Source organism: Kitasatospora sp. UYEF31 (assembly GCF_057291755.1).
This window is the reverse complement of record NZ_JBXAWK010000067.1, coordinates 15,910-30,549: the sequence shown is the minus strand read 5'-3', so window position 1 is coordinate 30,549 and position 14,640 is coordinate 15,910. Positions and strand designations below refer to the sequence as shown.

The window sequence follows — 14,640 nt, the reverse complement described above, 5'->3', positions numbered from 1 at the left end:
TGCACTCGAAGGGGTGTGGGAGAGTAGGTCGCCGCCGGAATTATCTTGAGTGAAAGGCCCCCGTCCTTATGGACGGGGGCCTTTTGCGTTTCCGGAACTCTGTGTTTCCAGAATGCATATCTGTACAGGAACTGAAGCCGACAGCCGGATGGGACGGACATGCCCCGTCGGATGGCGGTAGGGTCTTCCGCATGCCTCAGAACGAGCAGGATCCCGCAGCCAGCACGCAGATGTTCCGCGCCTTTGTCGATGAGCCGACGACGCAGCCGCCGGTCCCCACCCGCTCGAACGCGCCGATGATCATCGGCGGCGCGGTTGTGGCTCTCCTCGTGATTGCCCTGGCAGTCTGGCTCGTCGTCGGTTGAGCTGTCACCGTCCGGAAGAACTGAGAGGCCTGGAGAGCCCGGTGCGCTGCACCAGGGCCTGCAGGCCTCTTTCAGTCGTTGTTCCGGTGAGCTCGTCAGGCGTGCGGCCACAGGGCGATAGTTGCCCCGTCGCCGGTGCGCTGGCCCAACCCGGTGTCCAGGTCGCGGAGGAAGTCGAGAAGCTCCGGCGGACGCCGCCACTCATCGGCCAGCCGTGGGGCCAGCCCGCCGGCGGCCTCGCCGAGTGAGTCGGCGAAACTCCCGGTCATCAGGACGAGTACATCCGTTGCCCGCCAGGTCGTCCGGCAGATCCGCAGCTCCGCCGGAGTGTGTCCGGGGAGCGCCGCGGGCTGGGAGCCCTCGGCGGGGGAGTGGATCCCCAGCGGAGCCCGCCACCCGCCTTCGGCGAGGCGGAGCACCGTGCTGTCGCCGAGGACTGCGATGTCGACCCGGTCGTCCTGCTGTGGGTCGGTCGCGGTCACCACGACCGCGAGCCGGGTGGCCGGCTCCGGACGGCCGAGGTCGCGGGCCCGCTCGCTCATGTCAGCCAGTCGGTCCTGGAGCTCGATGTCGAGCGAGGCGAAGAGCTCCGGCCAGTCCCAGTCCTCGTGCTTTTCCTCGGTGATCATCTGAGCGACCGCGCGGTAGGCGCTGCGGACCGCCACCTGGGCGGCGAGCTCTGGCGCGTACGAACCGTCGACGCCGTCGCCGAGGATGGTGATGGCCCATTCCCCGGACGGGTCAGGGCCGACCGCGAAGTAGTTCTGCCGGGGGATTCCCTGCTGCTGGTGCAGGCCGCCGCGCATTCCTGCACTCCGTACGACTATCTTTCCAACCCGGCCACCGTCGACCACCAGGCCGCCGCCGTCGGCGAGCACGGGGGTCGGCATCATCCGCAGCATGCGCCGCGGCTGGGGGTCGTCCTCGTCGAGCATGTCCCCGACGGTCAGCGGGCGGCGGGCCTCGCCGGTTTCGGTGTCGGACCTGGGAGCTTCGGCTTCGTCGCCTGCATCACCGTACTCAGCTGACTCATCGGTTTCGTCTTGGTCTTCCACCTGGTCGGCACCGCCGACCCGGACCACCGGCACAACTGTGGTGCTGTCCTCCGGCCGGTCCGAGTAGGGCCCGTCCGAGGAGGAGTCCGTGACGGATTCGGCAAACGACGACGGGTCGTCAGGGTGGAGCTGGTCCGCGGGGTCCAGCAGCCCGGGGCCTTCGTCGACCGGGGGGTATTCGCTCTGGGCGATGCCCTCGTCGGGTGTCCGTCGTGCGGAGTCCCGGGCGTAGTGCTCGGGGGTGAGGGTGTCAGACGGCATGGAGTCGCTCGGCGGAGTGCCCGGTGCAGGTCCGGCGCCGAGCATCACGTCTTCCCAACGGCCGGCCTTCGACGAACTACGCGGGGCATCCCGGGTGGTGGTGCTCTGCGCGGGAGCCGAATCGTCGTCCCGGGCTTCGTCGGCGGGTGGGCCCGGCTGACGACGGAGAATGCTTCGGCGGTCCGCTGCCGCGGGGGGCGCGTCCGGATCGCCGTACTCGTCGACGTCTTCGGGTCGGCCGTACGCGACCTGTTCGTAGGTAAAACCGGGCTCCGAGACGGGACGCCGGGACGCTGGGGGCGACCGTGGGTCGTCGGGGCTGCCGAAGCCCAGCCATTCCTTCAGCAGACGCCCCATGCCGGACCGGTGCTTCCTGGGATCGTCCGCCCGGTCCGCGTCGGTGTCGTAGGAATGGTCGTACTGCTCGTAACGGTCGGCTGCGGAGTCGTACGGCTCGTCGTACGGATCGGTGGGGTCGACTGCGGCGACGCGGCGGGCGGGCGGGCGTTCGTCGGGCTTCCGCGGCCCGCGGGCCGCTTCCCGGTCGTGGGACGCGCGCTGTGCCGGCGGGGTCGTCGGGCCGCCGTCGGTGCGGCTAGCGCGGGGGTCGGAACCGTCCGGCACGGCATCCTCCTTCACCTATGGTCTGTCCACAGCGGCCCGGGATACCGCGGATCCGGCTCCGGGCAGCACATGATGACCCTTCGTCAATTACCTAGGTATAGCGCGCGCGGGGCGTCGGCACATGACGGACGCGCCTGGGTGAACTGATCGTACGGTGCTTTGCTTCCGGTATGTCATGCGTCGGGCGCATCAGGTCCCCCGGCTGTCGGCTGCCTGGCCAGGCAAAGTCTCCGACGTGCGGTCAACTGCGATCGAGCGGCGGGGCGGTCGGTTCCGGATCGGCGGTGGAGTGGACAGGCCCGACCCCACCGCCGCATCCCTACGCTTGAAGGTCGGCGCGTAGCCGGGCCAGCGCGCGGGCCAGCAGCCGTGACACGTGCATCTGGGAGATACCGAGCCGTTCGCCGATCTGGGACTGCGTCATGTTGCCGAAGAAGCGCAGCATGATGATCTGGCGGTCCCGCGGGTTCATCCGGGCCAGCAGGGGGCGAAGTGCTTCGCGGTACTCCACTCCGTCCAGCGCCTCATCCTCGTGCCCGATCCGGGCGATCAGTGCGCTGTCCCGGTCGTCGTCCAGGTCGTGGGCGTCCAGGGAGGCGGGGGAGTAGGCGTTGGCCGCCTCCATGCCCTCCAGGATCTCCTCCGGGGTCAGGCCCAGATGTTCGGCCAACTCCAGGACGGTGGGCGCCCGGTCGTACCGGTGCGAGAAGGTCTCAGTGGCCGCTGCGAGGGACAGCCGCAGTTCCTGGAGCCTGCGGGGGACCCGCACGCTCCACGACGTGTCCCGGAAGAACCGCTTGATCTCGCCGATGATCGTGGGGACGGCGTACGTCGGAAACTCCACGCCGCGCTGCGGGTCGAACCGGTCTATCGCCTTGATCAGACCGATCGTCCCCACCTGCAGGACGTCTTCGTACTGGTCGGTTCGGCTGCGGAACCGGTTCGCGGCGAACCGGACCAAGGGCAGGTTGAGTTCGACCAGAGTGCCGCGGACGTAGGTGTACTCCGCGGAGTCCTCGGGGAGCTCGGCCAGCCTCAGGAGCAGGGTGCGCGACAGGGTGCGGGTGTCGGCCTGCCGGCTGGCACCGCCCCTCCTGGTCGTCGCCCGCGGTGGAGTGTCAGGCGTAACGGTCGCTGTGACCTGGGTGTTACCAGGTTCCGTGGTGCAAACACCGCCGTCCCGGGGAAGGGCTGTCTCAGACAGGAGATCGGTGCCGGTTGTGCCCTTGTGGGTCGCTTCTCGCAGCAGCACTGGAGAGCCCACCTCCTCGTCGGGTTTTGATCGTGCACAGCCTCGAACTGGGGAACCTGGCCCGTTGCCGGCCGTACCCGGACGCCGTTGGGCGCACGGTCACGGTCCAGGTACCCCATACCGGCGCGCGGGAGCGTTCCAAACCCCTTGCGACCTTCCCGATTTGTCGGGTGATGCGGTGTCATCTCGCATATGTCGTACGGGCATTCAGGCGGAAATGCGGACGTAGCGCGGGTAAAAAATTCCCTGCGGAGCGGCTGCGACTGCGGCTGCTGAGGTGATCGCGGTGCTGGAGCCCGCCGATACGGTTCAGTTGGCGACATTGCCAATCTGTTCGCCGACCCACTTCGTTGAGGATGAGATCGCGTCGAACCACTGGGCGACCAGGTCGGCTGCCTTGTCCGGGGTCGCGATGATCGTGTAGATCACGAAGCTCAACAGGAGCGCACTGAAGATCTTCTTGCTCGCCGCCATCGTCCCGCCTCCCCTGTGACAGGCCCGCCCGCAGGGCGCGTCACTGTCTTCAATCGCTGTGTCTGTCCGGGGACTTACGCCCTCAGCGGCTGACGCCACGGGCCCCGGACCTCCAGTAAAACCCTGGCGGCTCGGCTGGCGGGTGTTCGCCGGCGGGTTGCAGACCAGCGCCGACTACCCGACATGCCGTGCCGATGTTATGCGGCCGGATGGGCGAATGCGCGAAGCACGCCCGCCGCAGGGCCGGGGTCACCCGCGCGGGGCGGGGCAGCGGGGATGACAAAGAGCTCAAATCGGCGGCTAAGCGGCTGAATCGGCGCGGCGCAGGTGTGGCTGTTATCGGCGCGGCGCAGGTGTGGCTTTTTCTGAACCGTGTCCGGACATGCAGAGAGAGCGGCCGCGGGGGGTCGGCCGCTCTCTCGCGGGGGACTCGCGCCGGCGCGATAGCGGGTCGACCTATCGCGTGCATCAGCACGAAGTCCCGGGTGCTTCAGGGACTCCTGCCCAGTCCCTGGCACTTTTCCAAGCATGCGCCACAACCGGGAGGTCCGCATCCCGCCAAGGTCCCTACGACTAGGGCCTTTGGTCCCGTACTCGCGTGTACGGAAAGAATGCGCTAATGAATCAGCCCGCTGTGCCGTACAGGCGATCGCCGGCGTCGCCCAGGCCCGGAACGATGTAGCCCTGGTCGTTCAGGTGGTCGTCGACCGCGGCGGTCACGATGGTCACCGGGACCTGGGTGTCCGCGAAAGCGGCCTCCAGGACCTTCACTCCTTCGGGTGCCACGAGCAGGCAGATGGCCGTCACGTCACTGGCGCCCCGGTCGAGCAGCAGCCGGATCGCGGCGATCAGTGTGCCGCCGGTGGCCAGCATCGGGTCCAGGACGTACGCCTGGCGGCCGGAGAGGTCCTCAGGGATCCGTGTCGCGTACGTCGAGGGGGTCAGGGTGCCCTCGTCGCGGATCATGCCCAGGAAGCCGACCTCAGCGGTCGGCAGCAGCCGGGTCATGCCGTCCAGCATGCCCAGGCCGGCCCGCAGGATCGGGACGACCAGAGGCTTGGGGGAGGAGAGCTTCACCCCGGTGGTGACGGCTACCGGGGTGGTGATCTGGGCAGGCTCGACCCGTACGTCCCGGGTCGCCTCGTACGCGAGCAGGGTGACCAGCTCGTCGGCCAGGCGTCGGAAGGTCGGAGAGTCGGTGCGCTCATCACGCAGCGTGGTGAGCTTGTGTGCGACCAGAGGGTGGTCGACGAGGTGAATCCGCATGCTTAAGACGGTAGCCGCTGGATACCTGTCGGTCTTGACCGGTGCCGCTTCCACAACCACAGGGCAGCTGTCCAGAATGTCTGGGGTGGCGGATCGTGGGCACTAGAGATGTGTTGGTCCGGTTACGGTGTTTTCCTCAAGACACCCGCCGGGTCTTCGCCGGAGGTACGCGCGCACCCGCCCGGAGACGGGCCGATCCCGACCCGAGGGGGTACTGATGACGCAGCGGGACGGTGACGCCGGCGGTGCGGACAGAACGACGAAGAGCACCGCCAAGGAACGGGCCCAGGCCCGCAAGGAGGCCGACGCCGCGCGGCGTCGACGGCGCACGGTCTTCCTCCGCGAGCTCGCCGAGGCGCAGGAACTGCGCGAACGCGTCCACCCACGCCGTACCCGGGCCGAGAAACTGCGGCAGATGATGCGGATGCGCACCTTCCGGATCTGACTCCCGCCCGAAGCTCCCCGACAGACGCCTGATTGACCACGTACGTCAATATCCGCAACGTGTGCGGGGAATCTGTCACGATGCGGAAAGAACGCACACAGCTGACCTTGGGGAGAGACTCGTGGCGTACTTCGCCGCACTGCTCGTGCGTACGGACAAGTCCTGGCGAGCGGAGGAACTGGACCTCGATCCCATCGAGGAACTCAACCAGTTGACCGAGCTGGCCCGGGAGGCGGCCGTCGACGAGGAACCGGTATTGATCCTGCTCGAACAGGAGGACACCTGGTTTTCGGTGGTCCGGGTGGACGGCGAGGAGGATCCCAGGATCCACGTCTCCGACGCGGCCGCGGTCGCCCGCAGCGCGTACGCGGACATCCTGCTGACCGTCGACGTGCTCGGCCGTGATCTCGACGCGGACGTCGACGACGGTCTGGCCGACGTCCTCGACGACGAGTCGGACGAGGTGGCGGACCTGGACGACGAGGAGGACGAGGAGCCGGTCCCGGCCGAACCGGCCGGGGACGCCACCGTGCTCGACGACTTCGGGGTGAGCCCCGAGGCGCTGGTCGAACTCGGCGGACCCGGTACGCTCCCGGCCGACGCTCTCGCGGTCATCGCGGAGCACCTCGGCTGCGCCGAGGAACTGGAAGCGGTGCGCTGAACAACGTGAGTCCTCTCGTACTGACCCGCTATGAACCGTGGATGCGTCTCGCGCTCGACGAGGCCAGGCTCGCGCCCGGGACCGGCGACGTCCCCATCGGGGCCGTCGTCCTCGACGCCGGGGGGAACGTCGTCGGGCGCGGCCACAACGAGCGTGAGGCCGTCGGCGACCCCACCGCGCACGCCGAGGTCCTGGCACTGCGGGACGCCGCCAGGACCCTCAACGCCCGCCGTGGCCCCGGGGAACGCCCCGAGTGGCGACTGTCGGGCTGCACTCTGGTCGTCACGCTCGAACCGTGCACCATGTGCGCGGGTGCGATCGTGCTCTCCCGGGTCGACCGGGTTGTGTACGGGGCGCTTGACGCGAAGGCCGGTGCCGCCGGTTCGCTGTGGGACGTGGTCCGGGACCGGCGGCTCAACCACCGGCCCGAAGTGGTTCTGGGAGTGCTCGAAGCGGAGTGCGCCAAGCTGCTCCTGGACTTCTTCGAAGCCGAGCGCGGGTGAGCCTCCGGAGGCCGGACCGGTAACCGATTTCCGAGCGCCCGCAGGCATCCGGTAAGCTCTCTCTCGGTAGCGTGTCCGAGCGGCCGAAGGATCACGCCTCGAAAGCGTGCGTGGGTGCAAGTCCACCGTGGGTTCAAATCCCACCGCTACCGCCATCGAAAAACCGCCCCTGACCTGCGAAAACAGGTCAGGGGCGGTTTTCGTTTGTCTGCGCCGTCAGCGCATTGTCAGCACGCATTGTCCGCGGACCTCTGTTTAGATCCCCGGTATGGCACACATACGACGCCGCGAGCGCAGCACAGGCGAGGCTACTTTCACCGTCAGCTGGCGGGCTGACGGCAAGCGCGGCGGCAAGCAGGAGTCCGAGGTCTTCGACGAGCCGTTGGCGGCGGAACGTTTCCGCGACCTGGTCAACGGCCACGGACAGCAATGGCCGCCCGGCTGGATCCGAGGCAGGGGATTTGTCACCGAAGAGGCGGTGGAGCACCCCGAGAAGGAGATGTTCGGGCCGTTCGCCCATTCCTACGTCAATCTGCTGACCGGCATCCAGGGCCAGACCCGTGGCAACTACCACAAGTTCATCGACCGCCACATGGTCCCCTGGTTCCGCGACCTCCACATCGGCGACAAAGAACGCGGCATCAACCACGACCACATCCGGCAATGGATCAACGACCTGGAGAACGGAAGCCCCGGCCCTCACCACGACGAAGGAGCCAAGCGTTGGAAGCTCGCGGCGAAGACCATCGCCAACCAGCACGGCCTCCTGTACGGAATCTTGCAAGCTGCGGCTGACGCCGAACCCCCGCTCCGGGCCGCGAACCCCTGCTCGAAGACCCGGTTGCCGACCAGCGACCACACCGAGGACGACGCGGTATTCCTGGAACGCGAGGAGTACGCCATCCTCCGTTCCTGCCTCCAGGCCGACGCTGCCGACCTGATCGAGGCCCTCGTAGGCACCGGTCTGCGCTGGGGTGAGATGACCGCCATCCAACCCCGCGACTTCACCTTCGGGGCCTCCCGCTCAACTCTCCGGGTCCAGCGCGCCTGGAAACGACGAGAGGAAGGCGGCAAGTTCCTTGGTGCCCCGAAGACGAAGAAGTCCCGCCGGACCCTCGTTCTTTCTCCCAGTCAGATCGAACTCTTCCGGCGCAACATCTCCGGCAAGAAGCCGACCGACCTTGTCTTCACCGCACCCGAAGGCGGAGCCTGGGACTCTGGCGGTTTCTATGCTGCCCGCTGGAAGCCAGCCCTCACCAAAGCCTTCGCAGCCGGCCTCACCAAGCGCCCCCGCATCCACGACCTACGCCACACCAACGCCTCCTGGCTCATCGCAGCCAAGGTCCCGATCCCCGCGATCCAGGCCCGCCTTGGCCACGAGTCCATCACCACCACTGTCGACCGCTACGGGCACCTCCTCGCAGTCATGGACGACGAGATCGTCACCGCCATCGAATGGGGCCTGGAGTTCACCTCGCAGACGGCGGGGAACAGGTTGGCAGCCTGATCCCGGTTGGCCTCCACGTACTCGCCGTCGCACCTTCCCGAGACCGCCCGGAGCGCCGCAACCTCACGGCCGGGCAGTACCGGGAGGGCGTCGGTGGACGGACCCGGCTTCTCCGAGATGTCCGCCCATCTCACCAGAGGATGAGGAGTCTGCCGCCGTCGTGGCCCCGGGGTTTCGGGTGCGGTCATAGAGGTGGGCGCGCAGACTAATCGGTATGACGTCACCGGCAGAGTTGCTCCGTTCCTTCGCCCGCACCCGGGCCTCGCTCGACGGACAAGAAGTCACGTACTGGTGGACCGGGGATGTGTACTCCTGGGCGCCGGACGAGCCGTACCAGCGCATTTTCGGGTTTGAGGGGCTCAACGTCTCCCGCTTGGTCCAGGACACCGAAGCGGGACCGGACGCCTATCAACTACTCACCCGAGAGGCCGCCTTCTACCTCGACCCGGTCACCCGCGAGATCCTGGAGACCTGGCAAGACCTACCGGTGGTGCACGTCTGGAATGACCCGGCGAACATGAAGTGGCGCCCTTTCCCGATCCCGACGACCGACCTCGGCGAACAGGTCTGTTTCAGCCTGGAGATCCCCCTCGCCTACCCCTCACCGCTCCCAGTGGCGGAATACCCGTTGGCCTCCGCCGGCGACACGTACAAGGCCCTCGAACTCTTCCAGTTCTTCGCCCACCGCGCCGACCTGGACGGCGACGCGCCCAGCGTCCCAGCCACCATGTCGTGGAGCCGGATGTCCCCGTGGCTTCCGTGGATGGCCCAGGGCCAGCGGCCCGGTGGGCTCACCTTCCACTGCCGTGGCCGCAAGCTCGGCTCGTACGCCGAGGTCCCCGAGCGGACCCGCGACTACATCGCCGCGCATCACCCGGAGTACGCCGAGGCACCGAAGGAGTGGAGCGCGCCGAACGAGACCAGCTGGACCTACTACCGCAAGCTCAACCCGCCGGAGTAGTTCCAGAGGCTCACCAGAGGCTGAGCGGCCGACCTGCCGCCGCCGCCGCCCAGACGCGGACCTCGATCCCCTCTTCCGACTCGCCGGCCCGGATACCGGCGCGAATGGCCTCGCCGATCGCCCGAGAACGCCCCGCGGGACCCCGGAGGTCCGCCAACGGGCTCCCCGGGTCGCGGCGCCGGGCCACCCACTCCGCGCGGTTCTCCGCCGCCGTGCCCAGGCGCAGGTGCGCTGGCTGTTGGCACGAGTGGCTGTCGCAGGTGTGGCAGACGGTCGGGCTGTCGTTCCCCCAGCCCAGACGAGGGATCACTCCGTGGGCGAGCTGATAGCCATACAGATGAGCGGGCACGGTGCCCCGGCGGGTCTTCCCGGGCCGGGAGAAGGCGCGGAAACTTCCGTGCCCTGTGCTGGAGACCGCTCCGGTGAAGAACCAGCAGGAGCCGTCAGTGGTTCTGTGGACCTTCGACCAGTAGCGGGCACGGATCGACTCGTCGGCCAACCAGACAGTCCACTTCTCCGCAGGGATACGTACAGTCACCGGCTCGCCGATCAGCGACAGCTGCTCGTCAACGGACGCGGGCCCGGACCTGTTCACCGCACTGCGCGGGAACAGGCCGGGCCCGAGGCTTTCAGACGGCATCAACCGCGCCGTCGTCCGGTATCAGTACCTCCGGTACCGCGGGCGGCTGAACCGTCCGAGGACGCCGCAGTCGAGGCTGCTCGGCGAGGGCGCGGAGTTCCTCAACGACCTCCTTGGCACGGGCGGCGGTAACAGGCTTCGCCTCGCGCTCCAGGTCTTCCGCGGACACCCCCAGAAGCTCCCCGAGCAACTCGGCGTCGTTGCCGAACAGGCGCAGAGCCGCCGCGACCGCCTCACGAGCCGCGAGTTCGGCGTCCTCCTGGGCGCGCTTGGCCCGAACTGCCGCCTGCCGCATCGTCAGGACGTTCGCGGCGGCCGACTCCTGGGTCTTGGCGTGGAGTGCCTGCTTGGCCCGGACCCTGCGGCGGATCTCCGCCGGCCCCGGCGCGGTTGTTGAAGTCGTGCTCACCCGTGCTCCCTGTCCTGTGTGAAGAACCTGCTCATCGGGCGCACCGTAAGCACAACCCCGCGGACATCTCGAAGTAGGAGGTGGTGCCGGCCAAAGCCTTTATGCCTCCGGCGGGTCCTTACTCGGAGGGGAGGGGGGTCCGTTGCTCGGCTGCGGTGCCGTTGTGGTGGGGAGATGCCGGGGTTCCCCCCTCAGTCGGCCGCCGAAGGCGTGCCAGAACCCCGGGTACGGAGTCCAGGCCAAGCCGCTACGCGGTCGCTCCGCGAGCCTGGACACCACACCCGGGCTCCCGACACGGTGAAACCGTCCGACCGAGGAGGGAACCCCGCCAGGGGCATGCTGTGGCCGAGTCCGGCCGGAACGTCGCGGTACCAGTCGGGAGAAAACCGCAGGGTAGAGCTTGACCAACCCCGTAAAACATGGTTTAATTAAGACATCAAAAGGGGGAGGGCAACCCCCCGGACGGACGGCACGGCCTACCGGCCGGGCGAACTTCTCACCAGGAGACCTAACGTGAACGGCACCAAGGCACCCGCGAAGCTCGAAACCATCCGCGCACTGCTGGCCAAAGCCGAAGATCCCCGCACGCCGGAGCCGGAAGCCGAGCTGGCCCGGAAGCGCGCGTTCGAGATGATGGCCAAGTACGGCGTCGAACAGGCCATGCTCAACGACGGGAACCCGTCCGCCGACGCACCCACCAACCGTCAGATCACCCTTGACAACCCGTGGGCGATGGAGCGCGTGAACTTGATCAACCGCATCGCCCTCGCTCTCGGCTGCAAGCTCATCCACTTGGGACGCGATGGCAACGGCCCCGCCCGCCGGGTGCACATCTTCGGATACGCCAGCGACATTGGGCGCGTCGAAATGCTCTACACCTCCTTGCTCCTCCAGATGCACGGCGGTCTCGCCGCGCAGTACGTCCCCGTCAGCAACGGCGTGCGCGCATGGCGGCGTTCCTGGCTCCTTGGATTCATCAGCAGGGTTGGGGACCGGATGGAAGAGGCGGAGCGAGGCGCGCGCGAACAGGCCAGTGCCGAGACCAGCGCGGCCGGTCGCAGTACCGCACTCGTCCTCGCGGACCGCAAGGCCGTTGTCGACCGCAGTTTCCAGGTGGCATACCCGCGAACCCGCAAGGGCGGCAAAACCACCATGTCCGGCAGCGGCTACGGGGCGGGTTGGGCCGCTGGAAGCCGCGCGGACATCGGAGGAACCCGGATCGGACGCGCGGGAGCCGGAGCGATCACGGCCTAGCCGTGGCACCGGGCCGGGGCGGCGGCCCGCCGCCCCGGCCCACCCACCGAACAGAAAGGCAGTCGTGCCAGCCAGGAAGGCCCCGGCGACCCCCGCCCGCATCCTCACCGCCGCCGCCGACCACATCGAACGCGTCGGCCTCTACCGGGGCGACCACGAGTGGCAGCCCGGCCGGATGGGCGACACCGCCCCCTGCGGAGTCGTGCACGCGTGGGACCAGGGGCTACGTGCCGTCAGGCCCCATTGGTCCGTCAGCGGCGAACCGTGGGACCTCTTCCAGCAGGCCCGCAGGGAATCCCTGATCGCGTTCAGCGACCACGTCAGCGGAGGGCCGATCACCACCGACCGGTGGACGGGTCTGCGGATGGCGGAGGACCCATACCGCCGCAGCACAGTGTGGTGGTGGGGGAACGACCCCGGCCGCACCACCGCTGGAGTGGCCGCCGCGGTCCGCACCGTTGCGGCCCGCTGTGAGAGTGGCTCTGATCACATGAGCAAGAATTGCCGCATCGCTCAAAACGTGGTTTAATTAAGATATCAGAAGGGGGAGGGCAACCCCCCGACCGGCCCGCCGGACAGAACAACCCGGCGGACACTCTCACCAGAAGGAGCGACAGCAATGAGCACCACCCAGACCACCGCCACGCAGTGGCCGACCATCACCGTCGCCGAACTCGCCGCCCACCCCGGCAACATCCGGGACATCGAAGTCCCCGCCGATCTTCTGGCCGACGTCACGGAGAACGGCGTTCAGGAACCGCTCTACGTCGTCCGCACCAACGGGGACGTGCCCCAGCTTATTGACGGATTTCTTCGTCTGGCCGCCGCCGGAGCGGCCGGGCTGGAAACCGTCCCGTTCTCCCCCCGCCCGGTGATCCGGATCGACGCCCTCACCCCGCACCCGAGGAACGCCCGCGAAGATCTCGACATCTCCCCGGAGTTCGTGGAGTCGCTCCGCGCCGAGGGGTGCCGCATTCCCGTCAAGATCCAGCGCGTAGGCGACGGGTTGATCCAGGTCAACGACGGGAACCGCCGCTTCCACGGGTCGAAGGAAGCGGGTCGGACCCACCTCCCCTACGAGTGGGACGACGAGGACCGCACCGAGGCAGACCAGTTCATCGACATGGTCACCACGTCCCACCACCGCAAGAACCTGACGCGCAGTGAGATGAACGTCGCCATGTTCAGCGCGGCCGAGGCAGGCGGTCAGGTCGGACGCATCGCCAAGGCCGCAGGCGTCCGGCAGAAGGACGTCAAAGCGCTGGTGAAGGTCCGGACGGACGAGAAGCTGAACGCCGCCGCCTCGCAGGCGCAAGACTACGAATGGAACTTTGAGCACCTCGCGGCACTGGTTGATTTCGCGGACGACGAGGACGCAGTCGCCGCCATCACCCAGGCCGCCGCAGAGAAAAACTCCGACGCCAGCGATGTTGCATGGGCCATCGCGGTGGAGCAGACCAAGCGGGACAAGAGGCGGAAGGCAGAGACCCACCGCGCAGAACTGGAAGCGGCTGGAAGCAAGGTCCGAACGGAGCTTGAACTCTCCGAACGTGCCGTGCCCGTCCGCAAGTTGGACCGCACCGTTCGTGACCAGCACGCGGGTTGCGAAGGCGAGGTGTGGGTGTTCCAGGAGTCCTACGGAGACCGGTACGAGCCGTACTGCACCGCCCCCGGGCTCTACCACCAGGCCGAGCAGGCCACAGACGGCGGAGCCGCGACGGACGAAGCCGCGAAGGAGGCGGAGCGAGCCGCCCGCGCGGCGGTGAAGTCCGGGAACCTCGATTGGGACGCGGCCGAACTGCTCCGCCGGAAGTGGCTCACGGACCTGATCAAGCGCAAGACCATGACGACGGACATGAGGACCGCCCTGATCGGACACGTCAGCGCGGCGCTGATCGACGGCACGTGGGGGATCACGGACGAACTGACAAAGGGCCCAACCACTGAGATTCTCGCGGACCTCCTCAGCCTCTCGGAGGGTCAGGCGTACGACCGCAGCAGCTTCACCGAGCACGTCAGCGCGGACCCCCGCCGGGCCCCGCAGATCCAGTTCGCGGCAATCGCCGCCGTCTGTGAGAAGTGCGCCACCCGTTCCGCGTGGCGCACGGATGAACAGCGAGCGTGGAACGGGAAGCCCACCGGGCGGTGGTTCACGGTCCTGGAGTCGCTGGGGTACCAGCTCACGGCGATTGAGCAGTCTGTGAAGGACGGCGAGGACTACGACCCCGCCAAGAAGCAGCGCGCCGCGATCACCAGCGGTGAGGAGTCGGCAGACCAGGCAGAGGACACCACCGACCTGTTGAGCGAGCCGGAGGCCGAGGCCGAGACGGAGAGCGAGCCGGAGGCCGAGGCCGAGACCGAGACCGAGACGGAGAGCGAGCCGGAGCCGGAGACCGTGGCCGAGGCGGACGACGCCCCGAACGCCGTCTAACTTCTTCAGCCGCCCAACGCCGGGGCGGGGAAACCCTCCCCGCCCCGGCCACCCCGCCCAGGAGTTCCCCGCATGACCCGCGCCGCCCAGGCCAGTAACCGCACCGACGACCACGGATGCGGTTGTGTCCCCGCCTCAGCCGAGACCAACCCCGCCATCGGAGCCGACATCATGCAGGCCCGCGCCATCGCGGCCGGACTCGCGGAGTTCGGCATCGGTTCCGCCCACTGGTCAGCCGCCTACGACGCCGACGCCGTCGTCCTGCGGGTCGACACCCCGCGCGGACTGTACGCACTCGGCATCCCGGAGCCCGGACGGGCGTTCCCCGTCTACCACCGGGGCGCGCGCGTCGGAGCGCTCGACTGCCGCCGCACCTACGGCACGGCCGACAGCTACACCGCCGTTCTGTTCGCCGCGTTCCTCCGCGACCGCGCCGCATTGGACATCCCCGGAACGGACGTCCGCCGCACGCTGCAAAACATGGTTTAAATCGCATTGCTGACGGAGGAGGGCAACACCTCCCCAGCACCAG

At 68.2% G+C, this 14,640-nt stretch carries 16 protein-coding genes and 1 tRNA gene; 11 read left to right on the top strand and 6 right to left on the bottom strand.

What is annotated here, in order from left to right; translation table 11 throughout:
• Positions 1-191 precede the first annotated feature (191 nt).
• A complete protein-coding gene (locus AC0Z36_RS25445) occupies positions 192-365 on the top strand; it encodes a hypothetical protein (protein WP_485465381.1) in 174 nt (57 codons plus the stop codon).
• A 95-nt stretch (positions 366-460) separates the two neighbouring features.
• Here the strand turns inward: AC0Z36_RS25445 and AC0Z36_RS25440 are convergent, their stop codons facing one another.
• From AC0Z36_RS25440 to upp, 4 genes are all read right to left on the bottom strand, one after another.
• Positions 461-2,305: a protein phosphatase 2C domain-containing protein gene (locus AC0Z36_RS25440; RefSeq protein WP_485465380.1), complete on the bottom strand. Its 1,845-nt coding sequence runs from the start codon at positions 2,303-2,305 to the stop codon at positions 461-463.
• Between the two features lie 319 nt (positions 2,306-2,624).
• Positions 2,625-3,554 carry an RNA polymerase sigma factor SigF gene (locus tag AC0Z36_RS25435; protein WP_485465383.1) on the bottom strand — a complete coding sequence of 310 codons (930 nt, stop codon included), beginning with the start codon at positions 3,552-3,554 and terminating at the stop codon, positions 2,625-2,627.
• A gap of 312 nt (positions 3,555-3,866) precedes the next feature.
• Positions 3,867-4,031 carry a hypothetical protein gene (locus tag AC0Z36_RS25430; RefSeq protein ID WP_485465379.1) on the bottom strand — a complete coding sequence of 55 codons (165 nt, stop codon included), beginning with the start codon at positions 4,029-4,031 and terminating at the stop codon, positions 3,867-3,869.
• A 624-nt stretch (positions 4,032-4,655) separates the two neighbouring features.
• Positions 4,656-5,297, bottom strand: a complete 642-nt coding sequence (upp, locus tag AC0Z36_RS25425; protein ID WP_485465378.1) for a uracil phosphoribosyltransferase — start codon at positions 5,295-5,297, stop codon at positions 4,656-4,658.
• A 217-nt stretch (positions 5,298-5,514) separates the two neighbouring features.
• Between upp and AC0Z36_RS25420 the strand changes: the two genes are divergently transcribed.
• The 6 genes from AC0Z36_RS25420 (at position 5,515) to AC0Z36_RS25395 (ending at position 9,374) form a co-directional block, all read left to right on the top strand.
• Positions 5,515-5,742 carry a hypothetical protein gene (locus AC0Z36_RS25420; RefSeq protein WP_485465377.1) on the top strand — a complete coding sequence of 76 codons (228 nt, stop codon included), beginning with the start codon at positions 5,515-5,517 and terminating at the stop codon, positions 5,740-5,742.
• A 121-nt stretch (positions 5,743-5,863) separates the two neighbouring features.
• The gene (locus tag AC0Z36_RS25415; protein ID WP_485465376.1) at positions 5,864-6,403 is read left to right on the top strand and encodes a tRNA adenosine deaminase-associated protein; all 540 of its coding nucleotides are present in this window, start codon (positions 5,864-5,866) and stop codon (positions 6,401-6,403) included.
• A 41-nt stretch (positions 6,404-6,444) separates the two neighbouring features.
• A complete protein-coding gene (locus tag AC0Z36_RS25410; protein WP_485465382.1) occupies positions 6,445-6,906 on the top strand; it encodes a nucleoside deaminase in 462 nt (153 codons plus the stop codon).
• A gap of 65 nt (positions 6,907-6,971) precedes the next feature.
• Positions 6,972-7,061: transfer RNA gene (locus AC0Z36_RS25405), tRNA-Ser, on the top strand.
• A 113-nt stretch (positions 7,062-7,174) separates the two neighbouring features.
• Positions 7,175-8,413 (top strand): tyrosine-type recombinase/integrase, encoded by a 1,239-nt coding sequence (locus AC0Z36_RS25400; protein ID WP_485465375.1) that lies wholly within the window; start codon positions 7,175-7,177, stop codon positions 8,411-8,413.
• Positions 8,414-8,627: 214 nt separating this feature from the next.
• Positions 8,628-9,374: a DUF1838 family protein gene (locus AC0Z36_RS25395; RefSeq protein ID WP_485465374.1), complete on the top strand. Its 747-nt coding sequence runs from the start codon at positions 8,628-8,630 to the stop codon at positions 9,372-9,374.
• A gap of 10 nt (positions 9,375-9,384) precedes the next feature.
• Here AC0Z36_RS25395 and AC0Z36_RS25390 read toward each other — a convergent pair whose 3' ends face one another.
• Both AC0Z36_RS25390 and AC0Z36_RS25385 read right to left on the bottom strand, forming a co-directional pair.
• Positions 9,385-10,014: a hypothetical protein gene (locus AC0Z36_RS25390; RefSeq protein WP_485465373.1), complete on the bottom strand. Its 630-nt coding sequence runs from the start codon at positions 10,012-10,014 to the stop codon at positions 9,385-9,387.
• Positions 10,004-10,423 (bottom strand): hypothetical protein, encoded by a 420-nt coding sequence (locus AC0Z36_RS25385; RefSeq protein ID WP_485465372.1) that lies wholly within the window; start codon positions 10,421-10,423, stop codon positions 10,004-10,006. Before AC0Z36_RS25385 ends, AC0Z36_RS25390 begins: the two co-directional genes overlap by 11 nt.
• A 513-nt stretch (positions 10,424-10,936) precedes the next feature.
• On the opposite strand from AC0Z36_RS25385, the gene AC0Z36_RS25380 reads away from it, so the two are divergent.
• The 4 genes from AC0Z36_RS25380 to AC0Z36_RS25365 all read left to right on the top strand — a co-directional run bounded on the left by AC0Z36_RS25380 (position 10,937) and on the right by AC0Z36_RS25365 (position 14,597).
• A complete protein-coding gene (locus AC0Z36_RS25380; RefSeq protein ID WP_485465371.1) occupies positions 10,937-11,677 on the top strand; it encodes a DUF2786 domain-containing protein in 741 nt (246 codons plus the stop codon).
• Between the two features lie 64 nt (positions 11,678-11,741).
• Positions 11,742-12,206, top strand: a complete 465-nt coding sequence (locus AC0Z36_RS25375) for a DUF6197 family protein (RefSeq protein ID WP_485465370.1) — start codon at positions 11,742-11,744, stop codon at positions 12,204-12,206.
• 90 nt (positions 12,207-12,296) lie between these two features.
• Positions 12,297-14,108 carry a ParB/RepB/Spo0J family partition protein gene (locus AC0Z36_RS25370; RefSeq protein WP_485465369.1) on the top strand — a complete coding sequence of 604 codons (1,812 nt, stop codon included), beginning with the start codon at positions 12,297-12,299 and terminating at the stop codon, positions 14,106-14,108.
• 72 nt (positions 14,109-14,180) lie between these two features.
• On the top strand, positions 14,181-14,597 hold the full coding sequence (locus AC0Z36_RS25365; protein WP_485465368.1) for a hypothetical protein: 417 nt from the start codon (positions 14,181-14,183) through the stop codon (positions 14,595-14,597).
• Positions 14,598-14,640: the final 43 nt, after the last annotated feature.

Bases quoted from the DNA above. Each gene is read 5' to 3' on its own strand.
- AC0Z36_RS25445 (WP_485465381.1), top strand. From the start codon at position 192: ATGCCTCAGAACGAGCAGGATCCCGCAGCCAGCACGCAGATGTTCCGC.
- AC0Z36_RS25430 (WP_485465379.1), bottom strand. From the start codon at position 4,031: ATGGCGGCGAGCAAGAAGATCTTCAGTGCGCTCCTGTTGAGCTTCGTG.
- upp (WP_485465378.1), bottom strand. From the start codon at position 5,297: ATGCGGATTCACCTCGTCGACCACCCTCTGGTCGCACACAAGCTCACC.
- AC0Z36_RS25420 (WP_485465377.1), top strand. From the start codon at position 5,515: ATGACGCAGCGGGACGGTGACGCCGGCGGTGCGGACAGAACGACGAAG.
- AC0Z36_RS25410 (WP_485465382.1), top strand. From the start codon at position 6,445: ATGCGTCTCGCGCTCGACGAGGCCAGGCTCGCGCCCGGGACCGGCGAC.
- AC0Z36_RS25400 (WP_485465375.1), top strand. From the start codon at position 7,175: ATGGCACACATACGACGCCGCGAGCGCAGCACAGGCGAGGCTACTTTC.
- AC0Z36_RS25395 (WP_485465374.1), top strand. From the start codon at position 8,628: ATGACGTCACCGGCAGAGTTGCTCCGTTCCTTCGCCCGCACCCGGGCC.
- AC0Z36_RS25390 (WP_485465373.1), bottom strand. From the start codon at position 10,014: ATGCCGTCTGAAAGCCTCGGGCCCGGCCTGTTCCCGCGCAGTGCGGTG.
- AC0Z36_RS25370 (WP_485465369.1), top strand. From the start codon at position 12,297: ATGAGCACCACCCAGACCACCGCCACGCAGTGGCCGACCATCACCGTC.
- AC0Z36_RS25365 (WP_485465368.1), top strand. From the start codon at position 14,181: ATGACCCGCGCCGCCCAGGCCAGTAACCGCACCGACGACCACGGATGC.